A 17527-nucleotide genomic window follows, 5' to 3' on the forward strand; every position below is an offset into this window, starting at 1 on the left:
AGTATGTGTACATATAAAAGCTATTGTTGGTCGATGGGAACCACGAGTTTTAGGACTGCCGATTTCAATCAAAAAATCGAAAGACAATTGACTCTTCTTTCCAAGTTTTGGGAGGTTCATACCGATGTCGTTTGGTCGGGGAACGACGAGATACAATCTTTGTACTACGACTTCATGAAAGACAACGATTTTCTTACCGGCGATGCACCCAACAAACCCAAAGATGCCCGGGAAAAAACATCGGGGTTGATTGATTTGGGATTGATCGATAACGAACGAAGACCGACTGCCGCCGGAGAATCATTACGACAAATCACCTCCAACGGAGATTTCCGACCGAATAATCTGCTGCAAATTCCGGCCGATAGCTACATTTATTTCAAACAGATGCTCAAAACGAGCAACGACGTAGACGGTGAAATCGTACGACCGTTCGTCGTACTGGTTCTCGCTTTGAAACAGCTGGAATATCTCACACAAGAAGAGTTCACCTACCTGCTGCCACTCATTACCACTTCCCGAAAATTCAGAACAATCGTCGATTGCATAAAACGATTGCGAAAAGGAGATATCACAATCGACGAAATCATCGTCGATACACTCTTGACGATGGAGAATTACCGGGAAGCGAGGCTATATCTTTTGGAGAGACCGGTATCCGAACATGTGATTTGCCAAGCGGGAATCAACCGCAAAAGTCGTCAATACGACAGCACATACTACCCGCTCTACCGCACTATCGAGTCATTGGATAGAAACAACGCTCAATCCATTCTCGATTTGTTACAAGCCTGCCGGAACATTCGCATCGGTGCGTTGTGGTGCAACCTCCTTTTCAAAACGACGAACAGGGGAAAAATAAAGAAATTACTATCCGCCTCGCTCAACGATGTTCCCATCTTGAATTGCCGAAACGAATTTGAATTGAAAGACAGATTCTTCCGATTGATGCATCTCTTCAAGGTAAAAGCCAATTTGTCTGATTATTTCGATCTGAACCGCCGATATTTCGGGACGACCGATACCATTCTTTTCAAAGACAACAGGGTAGAACTCTCCCCCGTACCGAAATGTTTTTTCGACCTTTGTGCCGAAAATCTCGAAGAAATCGCTTTCACGACCTCACCGCTCCTGCCCCTCGATTGCGACATCGAAAAAATCATACCTCGCTATGATATCGAAGAATCCGACCTGCATCGTAAACTGGCAGACAAGTATGGCCTTGCCCCGCAATCGCTCAGCGACATTCGCGCCTTTCTCGACGACGAGCGCCACGAGCGTTTCAACCGGCTCATCGATGCCCGTTTTCCCGACCATGTCCTGTTGGAACTGTTGTCCGACTTCGAAACCCGCAACGACATCAATATCCGCAGGCTCGTCACCGACAACGCCGATGTGCCCACCATTTTCGAATACATCGTCGGTATCGTCTGGTACAAGGTAAGCAATCGCAAAGGACGCATTCTGGATTACTTCAACCTGTCGTTAGATGCCGATTTGCTTCCGAAAACACACGCCGCCGGTGGTATGGAAGACATTACCTATCGATACAATGCCACTCCCGGTTACCCGGAGCACACACTGCTTATCGAAGCGACCCTTGCCGAGGCCAACGCACAACGCCGCATGGAGATGGAACCGGTCTCCCGGCATTTGGGAGACTTTCTCTTACGCAACAATCGGCAGGAAGCCTACGCCTTGTTTGTCACCCCTTTCCTGCATCTAAACGTTATTTCGGATTTCCGGGGGCGGAAACAAATGCCCTATTATTCAAGCGACGGAGAGCAGTGCATTAACGGAATGAAAATCATTCCTTTGAATATCGCCGAATTAAAAAACATCATCGCAAATTCGATGACTTACGACCAATTATACCCGCTATTCGAGTGCGCTCACCAAAACAATGAGCCTCCCAAAACATGGTATGAAAACAACATTATGCGCTCTCTACAACCGAAGAAACCCTCCACAGGGATATTAGGTACACTTTTTTGAATCACTCTTTATGAACAAAGGGACTCAATTATTGTGCATTTCACAGTATAAAATTTGTATCTATTAAATCTAATTTTTATATTTGAAAACTCACAAATATAGTGAAAAGTGAGTGCAGAGGCAAACCGAAATCTCATTTCCGATTTGACTATGCCGAGCCGCATCCTATATTCTACAAATATAGTGAAAGGCGAGCGCAAAGGCAAACGGAGATTTTATTTCCGAATTGGCTATACCTATTCTACAAATATATAGAAACCATGAGAGTAAAGGCATTTATATTCGTCGTTTTGATTCTACTCGGAGGGAAGATTTTCACCGTCGACGCAACCGAAAAACATACCATAGATATTGTTGGTATAGAACTCATCTCACCCTACCGCTGTAATCTCACCATCGGGTTTAAGTCATGGGACGATCCGTTCTATTCTTTGGATATAAGGTCCCCCGATTTGCTCTACATCACCAACGAAAATATCAACCCGAAAGACTACGAAGATAAAAGCTACATAACATATACCATAACTTCGCTATTTACCGACACTGACTATGAGTTTGTAATAACAAGTTACGGAGAATTTGCAGCAAAGTCGGAAATATTGACTTTCAACTCCCACGATTTTTTAAGTAAAATCCAAGTTAACAACAACGAGATTCCCCGATCGGGCATCGTCTATTACGAACCCAATCGTAAATACCAGTTTGAATGCCTCACCTATTTCCCGGCAGAAAACTTCCAATGGAGCTTCGAAATCGCCCAAAAAGAGGGAGGTCCAAAAATCATCGCGACCGGCGAAAGTCCCCAATTCCCAATCGAAATACCCACTGTGGAATATATGGACAAACGGAACGATGACGGTGATGTCATTTGCAATATTTACTGCAAAACCCAATATGGAGGAATAACCTATGAAATCAACTATCCTTTCTTTATCCGCACATACCCCGACCAGCCGAAGATCGATATTCTCGATGTAAAGGTACAGGATGCACAATCTTGCACACTGACTGTGGGATTTCATGCTTGGGATGCAGAAACCTATACGATAAAAATCGTCGACACAAACAGAGATAACACTTGGGAAGACAACCTCGAAGACAACATCAACAATAGTTATACCACGTACACCTTCGACAAAATATATATCGATACCAACTACGAAATAACAGTTTGGGGATTTAACGGTTCCAAAATTTTAATGACCCAAACTCTATATTTCCGTATGAACGACCACATGGGTATCGAGAAAATCGAACAGGACGAATTTATCGAATCGGGAACTATCTTTAACCTGCAAGGACAAATCATCGGCCGATTTACCGAAAACCATCGGGACATATTCACCGAACTGCAACCCGGTATCTACATCATAAACGGATTGACCTCTACCGGGAAAAAAGTCAACCGTAAAATTATCGTCAAAAGCCCTTCCTCCCCGATATGATATAGAAAAACTATCCTGTCCCGGAATAAACCTCATAAAAAACAGGACTTTTCATATCTCGAAAAAAAGAGCTACCTTTGCCAATCGAAAAAACAAGAACCGGGCTTCGGCACTATCGAGCGATATTCGTCTCTCTCCCCGTTCCACCCGGCAAACACGAAAAGGTAAAAGATGATAACGGTTAACAATTTAGGTATTCAATTTGGTAAAAGAGTTCTTTTTCAAGAGGTTAATTTAAAGTTTACTCCGGGAAACTGCTATGGCATTATCGGAGCTAACGGAGCCGGCAAATCGACCCTCATGCGTATTTTGAGCAATCAACTCGAACCCTCTCACGGTACTGTGACTCTGGGGCCGGGTGAACGCCTCTCTGTATTGAGTCAGGATCACTTTGCGTTCGATGAATTTACCGTCATCAATACCGTGCTGATGGGGCATACCGTTCTATGGGACATCATGCAGGAAAAAGATGCCTTGTACGCCAAACCCGATTTCAGCGATGCGGACGGTATCCGCGCAGCCGAACTCGAAGAGAAATTCGCCGAACTCGAAGGTTGGAATGCCGAAAGCGATGCAGCTTCCCTGCTTAGCGGACTGGGTATCAAGGAAAACAAACACTACATGCTCATGAAAGATTTGAGCGGTAAGGAAAAAGTACGGGTATTGTTGGCAAAAGCATTGTTCGGTCACCCGGACAACTTGCTGCTCGACGAGCCCACCAATGACCTCGACCTCGAAACGGTGATGTGGCTCGAAAACTACCTCGCCAACTTCGAAAATACCGTATTGGTCGTTTCGCACGACCGGCACTTCCTCGATTCGGTATGTACGCACACCGTAGATATCGACTTCGGCAAAGTACAACTTTTCGCCGGGAATTACAGTTTCTGGTACGAATCCAGCCAGTTGGCTCTGCGTCAACAACAGCAACAAAACAAGAAAGCCGAAGAAAAGCGAAAAGAATTGCTCGAATTTATCCAGAGGTTCAGTGCCAATGTCGCCAAATCGAAACAGACGACCAGCCGTAAAAAGATGCTCGAAAAGCTCAATATCGAAGAGATACAACCTTCTTCCCGCCGATACCCGGGTATCATTTTCACTCCGTCACGGGAGCCGGGTAACAAAATTCTCGAAGTCAAAGGACTCGAAAAATCGATCGAAGGGACTTTGCTTTTCAAAGACGTGAACTTCTCCATCGAAAAAGACGACAAAGTGGCTTTCATCTCTCACGATCCTCGTGCTATGACAGCTCTTTTCGAAATCATCAACGGCGAAGCGAAAGCCGATGCGGGAACCTACGAATGGGGACAAACCATCACCACGGCCTATCTGCCGCTCGATAACAGTTCGTTTTTCAATACGGACATGAATCTGATCGATTGGTTGGCACAATTCTCAGAGGACACCAGCGAGTTGTATCTCAAAGGCTTTCTCGGTCGTATGCTCTTCTCGGGAGAAGAGTTGCTCAAACAGGCATCCGTATTGTCCGGAGGCGAGAAAATGCGTTGTATGATCGCCCGTATGATGTTGAAAAATGCCAACACCATGATACTCGATTCCCCCACCAACCACCTCGACCTCGAATCGATACAGGCTTTCAACAATACGCTGCAAGGATTCAAGGGTAATGTGCTGCTTTCCTCGCACGACCACGAATTTATACAGACCGTCTGCAATCGTATCATTGAACTGACTCCCGGCGGTATCATCGACAAAATGATGGACTACGACGATTACATCACCGATGAAAAGGTGCAAGCCGCCCGCGAACGACTCTACAATTTATAAAAACATATTTTCGGTATGATAAAACATATTGTAACTTTCAAACTGACCGGCACTCCGGCAGAACGCAAAGAGGTAGCGAATAAATTCAAAGATGCTTTGATGGCTCTGCCCCTAACTATCGACGTGCTTAAAAGTATAGAAGTGGGCATCAATGAAAACCCGTCCGAAAGTTGGGATATCGTACTTACTGCGGTCGTAGAAAAAATGGAAGATGTAGAAACCTACGCAAAACACCCGGCCCATGTAGCCGCTGCCGCACTCCTCGCCGGACATAAAGCCGACAGGGCATGCGTGGATTACACATACTGATAAATTTCTAAGCTATTCTTCTTAACCCTCTCCTAAGAAACCACTGTTTCTTAGATGTTTTCCCTATATCGTTAACGCGACTCCCCATAAAACTACGGGACACAGCAAGGGAGAAGGAGAGTACTATAAAAAAACAAGAGCGAAAATCCTGATCGGTTTTCGCTCTTGATGTATTTTACCAAGCCGTATTCATTTATCACGGCTTGTACTTTCTTCTAAAATCAGGCAACCGCAGCTGCCAATTTTTTTTGTAATAAGGCTGTTAACTCTTGGCACATGGCGCCATTTCCCATTACTCGATACTTCGCTATCTGATACCGAAGCATCTCTACTGTCATTTGTTCTTTCATCATAATTCAGCTTTTTTTGTTTTCCACCCTTTGTGAAAAACGGATTCTTTTTACTCTTTTTACGCTACAAATATAATAACAAATTCGCAATAAATATGTTTTATAACATAAAAAATATATTGCTTTTTTATGAATTATATATTTCCATTCGCTTATTTCAATATTAAAACCAAACCATAAATATCTAACTATCAAAAATTTATTACTATTTCAAGAAAGATTTTCCGAACCGTTCATTTTTTTATAATTTTGTTCGATTAAAATAATAACAAAATATGCCCGTAAAAATACCTTCATCATTACCGGCAGTCGAAATATTAAAGGCCGAAAATATATTTGTCATGGACGATTTGCGTGCCTCGGCACAAGACATTCGTCCATTGAAGTTGCTCATATTGAACCTCATGCCTTTAAAAATAGTTACCGAAACCGATCTATTACGCCTCATCTCCAACACGCCTTTACAAATCGAACTCGATTTCATGAGCGTTTCGGGACACATCTCCCGGAATACTCCGCTCGAACATATCGATACATTTTATAAAGACTTCGACGAAATACGCAGTCAAAACTACGACGGCATGATTATCACAGGTGCCCCTGTCGAAAAATTACAATTCGAGGAGGTCGATTACTGGAACGAGTTAGTCGAGATTTTCGACTGGGCGCACAAACACGTCACCTCTACTCTCTATATTTGTTGGGCTGCTTTGGCCGGGCTGTACCATTTTTACGGAATCCCCAAATACCCGTTGGATAAAAAACTTTTCGGAGTATTCGCCCATCATAAATACGACGAGCGAAATCCTATTTTCAGAGGATTCGACGATCTGTTTTACGTTCCTCACAGCCGATATTCCGAGGTACGCCGAGCCGATATCGAAAAGGATAAATCCCTGACAATCCTTTCCGAGTCGGAGGATGCGGGAGTTTATATGGTCATGGCTCGTTGCGGCAGAGAGTTTTTCATCACGGGGCACTCCGAATATTCGGCTCTCACGCTCGACATCGAGTATCGCCGCGATCTGGCGAAAGGCCTCGACATTGCCCTCCCCCGAAATTACTATCCCGACAACAATCCCGATAACAATCCGATCGTTAACTGGCGGGGACATGCCAACCTGCTTTTCACGAATTGGTTGAACTATTTCGTATATCAACAAACGCCCTACAACCTGAACGATATACAATGAAAACCGTACGTCGCATAGAACTATTGGCCCCGGCGAAAAACGTCGAAATCGGGCAGCAAGCGATTCTCCACGGCGCCGATGCCGTGTATATCGGGGCACCTCGCTTCGGGGCACGCTCCACCGCAGGTAACAGCATCGCCGATTTAGCCCGACTCATCGACTTCGCCCATCGATTCGATGCCCGGGTGTACATCACATTGAATACCATTTTACGGGACGACGAACTGCGCGACGCCGAACGACTCATTCACGAATTATACAAAATAGAGTCCGATGCACTCATTGTCCAAGACATGGGTATCACCCGGCTCGACATTCCCCCCATAGCTCTGCACGCCAGCACCCAAGCCGACAACCGCACACCCGAGAAAGTAAAATTCCTCGAACAATGCGGATTTTCACAAGTCGTACTGGCCCGCGAACTTTCACTGGGGCAAATCAACGAGATAGCCCGATCGGTACAAGTCCCGCTCGAAGTTTTCGTGCATGGAGCCTTGTGCGTCAGTTACAGCGGACAATGCTATCTTAGCGAAGCGATGTGCGGACGCAGTGCCAACCGGGGCGAATGCGCCCAATACTGCCGGCTTCCCTATACCCTCATAGATGGGAAAGGCAATGTCATCGCCAAAGACAAGCATCTGCTCTCTCTTCGGGACCTCAATCAAAGCGACAAATTGGAGGAGCTTCTCGATGCGGGTGTATCGTCTTTCAAGATAGAGGGACGACTCAAAGACATGGCCTACGTAAAAAACTGTACGGCCTATTACAGGCAGGAACTCGACAAGATTTTCAAACGCCGTCCCGAATACCGTACAGCCTCGACCGGACACTCTTCGATAGAATTTACACCCCAGCTCGAAAAAAGTTTCAACCGAGGATTCACCCACTATTTTTTGGACGGAAGAACGCCCGAACCTATCGCCTCGCCCGACACCCCGAAATCTTTGGGTGAATACGTAGGAAAAGTCAAACAATCCGATAAAAACACATTTACGATCGCCGGACTCACTTCCATACACAACGGAGACGGACTATGCTTCGCCAATAACAAAGGGGAATTCGAGGGTGTACGGGTAAATCGAGTGGAAGGGAACCGAATCTTCTCGGCCTCCCGAATCGAGATAACCCCTCACACGGTTCTGTATCGGAACTTCGATTTCGAGTTTGACAAACGACTCTCCCGTCCTTCCGCCGACAGAAGAATCGATGTAGAGATAACCCTCTATACCGTTCCCGGAGGATATGCCCTTTACATGAAAGACGAATGCGGCAATCACACGACCATACGGGAAGACGCACCCCACGAAACCGCCCGAACCCCTCAGCAAGAAACTCAAAAAAAACAGCTCGGCAAATTGGGAACGACCGCCTACTCGGCCCTGAAAATAGACATCGACCTGCCCGACAATTTCTTCATACCGGCCTCCGTACTTTCAAAGCTCAGGCAAAAAGCGGTCGAATCCCTCGACCGTATCAGACGTATTGCCTACCGAACCGAGAAGCGACAAGAGGAAGACAAAACCGTATGTTATCCCCAGACAGAGCTATCTTACCTCGGCAACGTATCTAACCGACTTGCCGAACAATTCTATCGCGAACACGGGGTTACCCGCATAGACCCTGCCTTCGAAATAAAACCTTCGAAGGGAGTTCCCCTCATGTTCACCCGTCACTGTATCCGTCATATGCTGGGAATATGCAAAAAGACCCCCGCCGGCAGCAAATTTCCCGACCCCCTCACCCTATTGTATAAAGGACAAAAGCTTCAACTGCATTTCGACTGTACGGCATGTGAAATGACCTTGTACAAAAAAGACATTTTATAGCTCAGTCCTATACATCGTTCAAAAAAGTGGCTATATTTGCAAAACCTTATCATTTCGATACATGACAAAATTCAACACCTATCTCGAAAGTAATGATTTCGACCGATTAAAGCGATTCTTCGAAGAACACGGGGAGCTACAACATTATCGAAAAGGTAATTTTTTTGCAAGACAAGGAGAGTATTCGTCCCAAGCCGCTCTAATCAAAGATGGAACATTCGCCTATACTCACATCGACAATGATGGAAAGGAACATTACGTGGGGTTTGTCTTCCCCGACGAATTCGTGGCCGATTATACCTCTTTCATGCGACACTCGGCTTCACAGGTGAACATCGTCGCATTGAAACCCTCCACGATATTTTCTGTAAACCGACAAGCATTGCACGATTTCTACAACACCGATATGGAAACCCTACGCTATAACTGCCTCATGGCTGAAAACCTTTACGAAATGGTTTATTCCCGCCTATTGGAAAGTTACTGCAAAACTCCCGAAGAGCGATATCGGAGACTGACAACCCGTTATCCCAAAATAGAACAAGAAATACCGCTGTGTAAAATAGCCTCTTTCTTAAACGTCACCCCCGAAACCATCAGCCATATCCGAAATAAAATAGTTAAAAATAGTTAATTAAAAAAGGGGGGGGGTAATTCTTGAATTCATTCAAGAATTTTCTTCTAAATATGTTCTTTTTTTGCAGAATATTTAATACTGCAAAACATGAAAAAGAGAACTTTGCTATTCCTATCGATTCTTGCGACAATCTCCTTTACTTCGACAGCAGAGAACCTACGCGAATCCATAGCGATCGTTCGACCCAATTTCAGTGAAAGTACCCAAACATTCCTTACCGATTTCAGCAAATCGTTACGTAAAGACGGATTCTATGCGGCAGCCGACATTTTGCAAAATTACGGGAAAGGGTCGTTCGGGACCGGATTTGCCTACCGGGATAAACGAGACGGTCGGTTATACATCATCACCAACCGTCATGTGGTAGAACAAGCCGAAACCGTCGATGTCGAATTTTCCTTACCGGGCAACAGTTCCAAAACATTCGCGACATGCCCCGTAGTGGGTGTGCACGATGACTTCGATGTCGCTTTCATCGCTCTGCCGGAAGAGGTCAATATTCCCACGCTCGATATAACAGACAAGAGCATAACCGACGGCACACCCGTATTCAGCGCCGGATTCCCCGCATTGGGAGACAAACCCTCTTGGCAGCTGGGGCAAGGAATCGTATCGAATGCCAGTGCCCAAATCAAATCTCTGACCAACGGAAAAGAACTGCCTTTGGTGCAACACACGGCACAAGTCGATGCCGGCAGTTCCGGCGGGCCCTTACTTATAAGAGATGAAAATGCAGCCGCAGGATTTGCCGTGGTAGGAATCAATACGTGGAAAGCATCCGACCGGGAAAATACCAATTTTGCTATTCCGGTACACGCCATCGACGATTTCCTGAAAAATTATTCCACCGATCCGCAATCCCTGCTTACCCGAACAGAAGTCACGAATAGAGCATCGGCCATGCTCAAAGCAGCCCAATCGTCCTATCAGGCAGTCATGCCATTCGTTTCATATCGGTATGTATCGAACATCTCGGCCAACACGTTTTATGATTTGGTCAATGCAGCCTCCGATGCTGCCACAGATGCCATGAAATCGTGCTTCGAGCAAGGGCAACCGTTGGAGGGTATCCGTATAGGATTGTCCGATATTATCTGTCGCCAGTTCTCCGGGAGAAACTATACTTTTTCGACCGTGGCCGCTCTCGATTCCATCGGCAGGACCGCCGAGGCTATATATACCACAGGCAACAAAAACATCTCCACCCGATGGATCATGGAGCAAGGACGCTGGCGGTTGAGCGCTGCGGAAAATATCAAAGCCAGTCGAATCGAGCCTAACGGTATCTCAAAAAGTTACGGATTCGGCACATCGATCTATATAGGGCTCGTTTATCCTTTCAATAATGATGCGTTCGACATGTCGTACAACATAGCGTTCAAACGCACCATACTCACATTCATGACCTACGAAGTCACCGCCTCTCTTCTAAAAGTCAAAACCGAAAAGACAGAATGGGAAGGAGCTAATGAAATCGTAAAGCCCCATTCGCACAATGTCTTCGACCTCGACCTTAATATCGGCGGACAATTACCTGTCAAATGCGGCCCTATCTATCTCGTCCCGTATGCCAAAATTTTGGGCGGGCTTTACTTCGGATCCGATTTAACCGGTATCGATTACGGATTCGGAACCGGTGTGGAAATAGCCTACAAGTTCGGTTATCAAAATTATGTATTCGCCAACATAGGTTATATAGGCAAACGCATGAAGCCCTTCGACGACGAGGAATTTCGCCTCAAATCGAAAACTCTTTCAGGATTGGCATTCTCGATAGGAATAAGTTTTTAACGAATCACTTTATCCAAAACACATACAATATGAAAAAGATTTTATGGCTATGTCCGCTAATGTTGCTGATGATGGCATTCATCGGCTGCGACGACAAAGAAAAAGACGATGACGAAAGTCTGGGTGGTCAATTATCAGAAACCACATGGGCAGCAGAAGTAAAAAAGTATCCGTTCCTCACCAATTTCCCGGAGTACGACGGTGAATTGGAAAACCACCGCTACGACGATACCTATGGAATATTACAATATATCATAATGGATTACAAATGTGAAGAATCGCTTAAAACCAAATATTGCGCCAAACTGACAGCTGCCGGATTCGTGGACGAAGACGGTTATGGGATTTATAAAAAGACAACCACAGAATACAAATTAGCAGCTATTATCTCGTACGGAGGAGGCACGTTGGCTCTTAGTTTAAGTGCAGAACCTATCCAATAGAGAAAGAGAAACGCACTCGATCGCTCTCGAAGCATGCGATAAAAAGTCCGATTGAGGTATTTTCAATCGGACTTTTGCTATTTCTATTCCATGAACGAACGACCATCACGAAAAGGTCACCCCATCGCCCCGCTATTTCTCTCCCAAAACACACCGTCCCGGTAGCCCTGAATCGTCTTGTTCCCATCGGCAAGAAGCAGACGCTTCGCCGCCCATAGGCAATACTCTTCGTTAAGCTCTATGCCGCAAAAGTTCCGGTTCAACTTTTTCGCTACGACGGCTGCCGTCCCGCTCCCCATAAAAGGGTCGAAAACAACATCGCCCACCTCCGACGAAGCCAAAATTAATTTGGCATACAACTTCTCCGGCTTTTGTGTAGGATGGTCGGTATTCTCGGGCATAGACCAAAAAGGTATGCTTATATCGTCCCAAAAGTTCGAAGGATAAGTAGAACGAAAATTCCCCTGTTCCGTACACTCCCAGTCTTTCGGTTGTCCGTTCTCCCGATAAGGAGCGATTACCCGGCGTCTCATTTTCACAGCCTCGACATCGAAATAATAATTCTTACGATCCTTCACGGCAAACCAAATATCCTCCATTCCGTTCTTCCAATTATTCCTTGCTCCCCGACCTTTCTCTCTTTGCCAAGTTATTCGGTTAAGGATAGAGAGACCGGCTCTTTCAAGCACAGTTTGCAAAGCCGATGTGGATTTCCAATCGCCACAAAGATAGAGAGAACCGTCCGGCTTCAACTTTTCGCAAACTTTATAAAACCAAGTTTCGAGATAACCGATATAAGCCCCGTTATCCATAGCCTCGAACTTCATGCCATGAAAATCTTTCGTCAGATTATACGGTGGATCGATAATCGCCAAGTCGGCGAAACCGTTCGGGATTCGATCGATAATCGCCAACAAATCGGCATGTATTATTTTATTGAGTACATTTTCTCCCCGCTCGATATCCGATAAAGTCGAGACCAGATCCCTCAACTGTTCCACCTCCTCGCCCGTAACAGACAATGTTCTGTTTCTACCGGCACGTTTCCGTTCTTCCCCTCTCATACTATTCACTCGATATATTTTCCAAATGCGTTATCAAAATCCGGTAAATCGGATTCCGAGACAACAGTCGCGAATTTCCCAAAACGAAAAGCTGACGCCGAGCACGAGTCAACGCAACGTTTAATTTCCGGTCTATCAGTTGTCCCGACTCTTCCGTATAACTCGGCAACCACTCCAATTGCGACTCGTCGTTCACACAGAACGAGTAGATGATGCAATCGTTTTGAGAACCTTGAAACCGCTCCACCGTATCGACACGAATAGTATCGAATGCAGAAATACCGAATTTATCGAGTTCTTGGCGGATTCGAGCTATTTGATGTCTGTATGGAGCAATGATTCCCACCGACCGTTCGTCGAACTCCAACCCGTTACGTTCGTACAATCTATACAAAGCATTTACAATGGCAGCGGTTTTGCAAGCCTCCTCATTATTATATTTTTTCCCGGCACAAAGAGTCTTCGTCGGGAAAAAAGCCGTCCTCTTCGTCGCGATTACTCTTTCCCACTTATCATCGCCCATATTCGTAAAAGGCAGTAAAGATATTTGATGGGGGGCATTTCCATCGCGCAACGCCCCTTTATAAAAATAAGTATTGGCAAACGATGCAATATCGGGATGCATTCGCCATTGGCAATCGAGCATATCGGCAAAAGGAGAACCTTCGGGCAATCGCCGGTACAGCCGCTCGAATAAAGAAATACGACAATCGACAAACCCGGCCGAACGCAACCGTTCATCGGTGATAACAGACTCTTCCGCAGACTGCACGACAACGGCGGGCAACTGTTTATGGTCTCCTATCAAAATAAATTTACCTATGGCATCCCGTCCCGTAGGGGTCTTGGCAGATAACAGCCCTACGAGTTGAGGTTCCAATATCTGTGAAGCCTCATCGACAATAGCCACATCGAATCGTTTCAGATTAAAAAGCTCCATCTTCCCCGACAAAGAAGACAAGGTAGCCACAAACACGCGGCAAGAGTGTATCGAACGGTTCGCCTCCTCCCTATTCCGACATTGCTTCATGCGCTCGGACAACAAGTGAGAACGGTATGCGACATCACATGAAAGAGTCTGTCCTACCCGAATATAATCATCGACCTCACCTATCGTTTCCAACTTATCGCAGATTTCATCTACCGCACGGTTGGTAAAAGCCACCAATAAAATCTGGTAATCCGGAATAGCCAAAAACTCCCTCACCATATTCCGCAACGCCACCGAAGTTTTTCCTGTTCCCGGAGGCCCGACCAACAGAAAATAATCCTCGGCTTGCAGAGCTTTTAATAAAATACGGGATAAATCGGGACTGTCATATTCATAGGACAATCGACGAGACATATTTCGGACTGGCGACTCTCCCGCCTCGCCGACCAACAAACCCCTGCGATGCGGAGAGGCATCCAACATCGCATACAAACCTTTGTACTGTAACAAAAACGAAGAATCTACATAATCGTGTTCTACCGCATAACAAGAAGCTATCGGCAATGCCTCGGCATACGATTGGTTATCCCGTAATCTCAACACGACACGGTCGGCCGTCATAGAAGCGATCGTCGCCTTGAAAACTTGTCGGGTAGATACTCTATCGGCATCGGTATCGCACACATAGAACAAAACAATATCACCCAGTCTGAAATCGGGAGACGGCGTATTTCCCGGCAAAATAAATTCGACTTCGGGAATATCTTCCGCCGCACAATTTCGAACCAACCGCAGTCCTGAAAACATATAGCCTTCCCTCTCTTTTTCGTCCCGAGTCATTCGCCACAAAGAAGCAACGCCGGAAATTCCGCTACCCGAAGGATAGCCGATTTTCGACAAATAATGTTCTCGCGAAACAAACGCATAAAACCGATAGAAATATCGCAGAGCCAAATCGTTATCGTCTCGTCGCTCCAATCTCCTGCGGCCACAGTCTATCTCGGGACGAATATACTGCTCGGTAAACAGACTGGGCCGGGGAATGAGGTTATCGGCGGTCAGCCGACTTACCAACCATTCAGCCTGTACATATCCATATCGAGATATATCCCGTTCGACAGACACAATTTTATTCCTCAAATTCAAAAGTTTCTGCAATTCCCTCGTCGATGTTTTCACCGGACGCAAGCAACCTTCCGGGTTCAAATTTCGAGAATATAACAAATAGAAATGCTGGTTTTCCAATTTTACACCAAGTACACTTTGTATCATCGACTGATACAAAGCACACTGAGCCCGATGCGGAAACGACACTTTCGACAAATCGTTTTCGGGATAAGGCGGGCGGCCGGCTTTCAACTCAATACCACAGAGGCCGTTTTCCACTTGTAAAAAATCGAGACGGCCCTGCAATCCCAAAGCCTCACAGATAAAAGAAGGTTCGACCATCGCTTTTCGGCGGTCTATTCCCAAAGCAGAAAAATCCGTACTCAGAATACGTTTCAATGTCTCGAATTGACTATGGAGATTCTGAAAAAATCTTCTATCTACCGACTTTGCCGAGACAAATTCTATCGGGTAACGAGCAAAAATTTTCGGCATTAAGGAATCGAAAGTTACACTCCGAAAATCTTTCGCCGTTATCAATTCATCAAAAATCAAATTAACGGCATTACCCAACAAAATAGAATCCGTTATCGTCTTGGGACGTATACGATTCCAAAAATAACGTTGCCAACACGTTCCATATTCCTGCACACACTCGGCTAACGCACTGGCATCAACCAAATAATCGGGTTCCAATATAAGAAAACGAGGGAGCAATCCGCCATCGACTATAATAACGTCTACCAAATTCAATTTAGAACCGGGTTCCAACAAGCACAAGATTTCGTCGAATTCACTATTCACCCCGTCCCGATGAATCCACACCGGCATTTCCCCGAGTAAAGAGGGAGCCGCAACACGAACCCGCAATTCATTTTCTCCCGCACAGATTACCTCTGCGGTAATACGACGAAACGAATCGTGTGTATCCTCCTTTACTTCCGAGCTGTGCATCTCCTCCTTTATTCTTCTATATAATATTACCGATTTTTATTTCAGTACAAAAATACCCATTCGACCCCACCAGCCCAAATAAATACGATCTATTTTATCGTGAATTCTTTTGCGATAAAATAGGCTTAGTCTATAATTAGCGGGCATTGTCTTTGTATATTCCATCGCTATGCGACACAGGGGGAAGGAATAAATTCTGATTTTACAAAAAAAGCGCAATCTTTTCAGATTGCGCACCAAAGAATCTATTGTAAATCTAAATACAAAGAGTCTTGTGAAATTTAAGCTCTCGGACGAGCTTCTTTAATGACCAATGCACGACCGGCAAATTCTTTACCAGACAATTCTTCGATCGCCCGTTTGGCAGCTTCGTCATCAGACATCTCGGCAAAGCCGAAACCTTTTGAGCGACCAGATTCACGATCCACGATAATTTTTACCGAATCGATTGCACCAAAACCTTCCAATAAGGTTTGAAGGTCTTGTTCTTTAACCCCATAATTGAGGTTTCCAAGATAAATGTTCATAAGAAAAAAATAAATGAATAAAATTAAAACTTCCGCATCGGATACTCTTATGAACTTAAAATAAATAATCTCCCGTTTTTTCACAGAAGAGAATCTCTGTGTAAGCACATATAGCTTCGATACGGGAGCAAATTAAAGTATAATTTTCGGATATATCATCTATTTTCCCAATTATTTTTACAGAAATCTCATTTCTTGGGAAAATATATCAATCTTTCACTTATTACCGAACAAGGCTCACATTCCGTTTCTCATAAAAATTTTATGGAATATAGTGTAGACTTTGCAAGACAGCCCTGATCTTCTCATAAGTCGTAATACGGGTAGGGACAAGTGGCAATCGTAATTTATTCTCGATATATCCCATAGCATTCAACAAGCATTTAACTCCGGCCGGATTTCCATCGACAAACAATAGGCTGAACAATTCTGTGAAGCGATGATGAATAGACAAAGCATTGTGAAAATCTCCGTTCAACGCTAATCTCACCATCTTGCTGAACTCTTTCGGGAAAGCATTCCCGATAACAGAAATCACTCCTACGGCCCCCAAAGTCAACAACGGGAAAGTAATACCATCGTCTCCCGAAATGACCATAAAATCGGCAGGCTTATTTTTAATAATATCGTCCATCTGAGTAATATTTCCAGACGCTTCCTTGATGGCGATTATATTAGGATATTCTTTGGCAAGGCGCAATGTCGTTTCGGCATTCATGTTCACGCCGGTACGCCCCGGAACATTATATAAAATAATCGGCAATTTAGACGCCTGAGCGATTGCACTATAATGCTGATATATTCCCTCTTGGGAGGGCTTATTATAATAAGGAACCACCGATAAAATGGCATCATAACCCGAAAAATCGTCTTTTTTCAAATGGTCTATAATACCCCTCGTATTATTTCCACCTAACCCGAGGACGAGAGGAATACGGCCCTTCGTACGTTCTACTACAAATCTTTTTATCTCCGTTTTTTCTTCTTCGGTCAATGTAGGAGTTTCGGCAGTAGTTCCCAACACGACAAGATAATCGGTTCCATTTTGTATCAAATATTCAATAAGTCGCGAAAGGGCTTCGAAGTCGATACTTTCGTCTTCTTTGAAAGGCGTGATAAGTGCCACTCCCATTCCGCTTAAATTGATTCTCGCCATAGTTTTATATC

General features: G+C 45.0%; 14 protein-coding genes. 9 read left to right on the plus strand and 5 right to left on the minus strand.

Translation table 11 applies throughout. The annotated features are described in order from the left end of the window. The first annotated feature begins 3 nt into the window (after window positions 1-3). The 4 genes from NBH06_RS01940 (at window position 4) to NBH06_RS01955 (ending at window position 5537) form a co-directional block, all read left to right on the plus strand. Window positions 4-1995: an AlwI family type II restriction endonuclease gene (locus NBH06_RS01940; RefSeq protein WP_250792521.1), complete on the plus strand. Its 1992-nt coding sequence runs from the start codon at window positions 4-6 to the stop codon at window positions 1993-1995. Between the two features lie 260 nt (window positions 1996-2255). Continuing rightward, window positions 2256-3440: a T9SS type A sorting domain-containing protein gene (locus NBH06_RS01945; RefSeq protein ID WP_250792523.1), complete on the plus strand. Its 1185-nt coding sequence runs from the start codon at window positions 2256-2258 to the stop codon at window positions 3438-3440. A 171-nt stretch (window positions 3441-3611) separates the two neighbouring features. Further along, a complete protein-coding gene (locus NBH06_RS01950; RefSeq protein ID WP_195342450.1) occupies window positions 3612-5228 on the plus strand; it encodes an ABC-F family ATP-binding cassette domain-containing protein in 1617 nt (538 codons plus the stop codon). A gap of 15 nt (window positions 5229-5243) precedes the next feature. Next, complete coding sequence (locus tag NBH06_RS01955) at window positions 5244-5537, plus strand: Dabb family protein (protein ID WP_021891029.1); 294 nt, start codon at window positions 5244-5246, stop codon at window positions 5535-5537. A gap of 221 nt (window positions 5538-5758) precedes the next feature. Here NBH06_RS01955 and NBH06_RS13515 read toward each other — a convergent pair whose 3' ends face one another. Further along, complete coding sequence (locus tag NBH06_RS13515; RefSeq protein ID WP_262483652.1) at window positions 5759-5890, minus strand: hypothetical protein; 132 nt, start codon at window positions 5888-5890, stop codon at window positions 5759-5761. A gap of 272 nt (window positions 5891-6162) precedes the next feature. Between NBH06_RS13515 and metA the strand changes: the two genes are divergently transcribed. The 5 genes from metA (at window position 6163) to NBH06_RS01980 (ending at window position 11777) form a co-directional block, all read left to right on the plus strand. Beyond that, entirely contained in the window at window positions 6163-7080 is a 918-nt protein-coding gene (gene metA / locus NBH06_RS01960; RefSeq protein WP_155012188.1) for a homoserine O-acetyltransferase MetA, read from the plus strand. Further along, window positions 7077-8906 carry a peptidase U32 family protein gene (locus NBH06_RS01965; protein ID WP_250792525.1) on the plus strand — a complete coding sequence of 610 codons (1830 nt, stop codon included), beginning with the start codon at window positions 7077-7079 and terminating at the stop codon, window positions 8904-8906. Before metA ends, NBH06_RS01965 begins: the two co-directional genes overlap by 4 nt. A 61-nt stretch (window positions 8907-8967) precedes the next feature. Next, window positions 8968-9540 carry a Crp/Fnr family transcriptional regulator gene (locus NBH06_RS01970; protein ID WP_250792527.1) on the plus strand — a complete coding sequence of 191 codons (573 nt, stop codon included), beginning with the start codon at window positions 8968-8970 and terminating at the stop codon, window positions 9538-9540. Window positions 9541-9630: 90 nt separating this feature from the next. Beyond that, complete coding sequence (locus NBH06_RS01975; RefSeq protein WP_021891025.1) at window positions 9631-11334, plus strand: S1 family peptidase; 1704 nt, start codon at window positions 9631-9633, stop codon at window positions 11332-11334. A 29-nt stretch (window positions 11335-11363) separates the two neighbouring features. Beyond that, on the plus strand, window positions 11364-11777 hold the full coding sequence (locus NBH06_RS01980; protein ID WP_021891024.1) for a hypothetical protein: 414 nt from the start codon (window positions 11364-11366) through the stop codon (window positions 11775-11777). 116 nt (window positions 11778-11893) lie between these two features. Here NBH06_RS01980 and NBH06_RS01985 read toward each other — a convergent pair whose 3' ends face one another. The 4 genes from NBH06_RS01985 to dapA all read right to left on the minus strand — a co-directional run bounded on the left by NBH06_RS01985 (window position 11894) and on the right by dapA (window position 17516). Continuing rightward, the gene (locus NBH06_RS01985; RefSeq protein WP_008861065.1) at window positions 11894-12841 is read right to left on the minus strand and encodes a DNA-methyltransferase; all 948 of its coding nucleotides are present in this window, start codon (window positions 12839-12841) and stop codon (window positions 11894-11896) included. A 1-nt stretch (window position 12842) separates the two neighbouring features. Further along, complete coding sequence (locus NBH06_RS01990; RefSeq protein WP_250792530.1) at window positions 12843-15833, minus strand: AAA domain-containing protein; 2991 nt, start codon at window positions 15831-15833, stop codon at window positions 12843-12845. A gap of 281 nt (window positions 15834-16114) precedes the next feature. Next, window positions 16115-16360 (minus strand): RNA-binding regulator, encoded by a 246-nt coding sequence (gene rbp / locus NBH06_RS01995; protein ID WP_021891022.1) that lies wholly within the window; start codon window positions 16358-16360, stop codon window positions 16115-16117. A 262-nt stretch (window positions 16361-16622) separates the two neighbouring features. Continuing rightward, window positions 16623-17516 (minus strand): 4-hydroxy-tetrahydrodipicolinate synthase, encoded by an 894-nt coding sequence (gene dapA, locus NBH06_RS02000; protein WP_046412225.1) that lies wholly within the window; start codon window positions 17514-17516, stop codon window positions 16623-16625. Window positions 17517-17527 lie beyond the last annotated feature (11 nt).

Source organism: Barnesiella sp. B2-R-119, from assembly GCF_023656675.1.
GTDB lineage: Bacteria > Bacteroidota > Bacteroidia > Bacteroidales > Barnesiellaceae > Barnesiella > Barnesiella intestinihominis.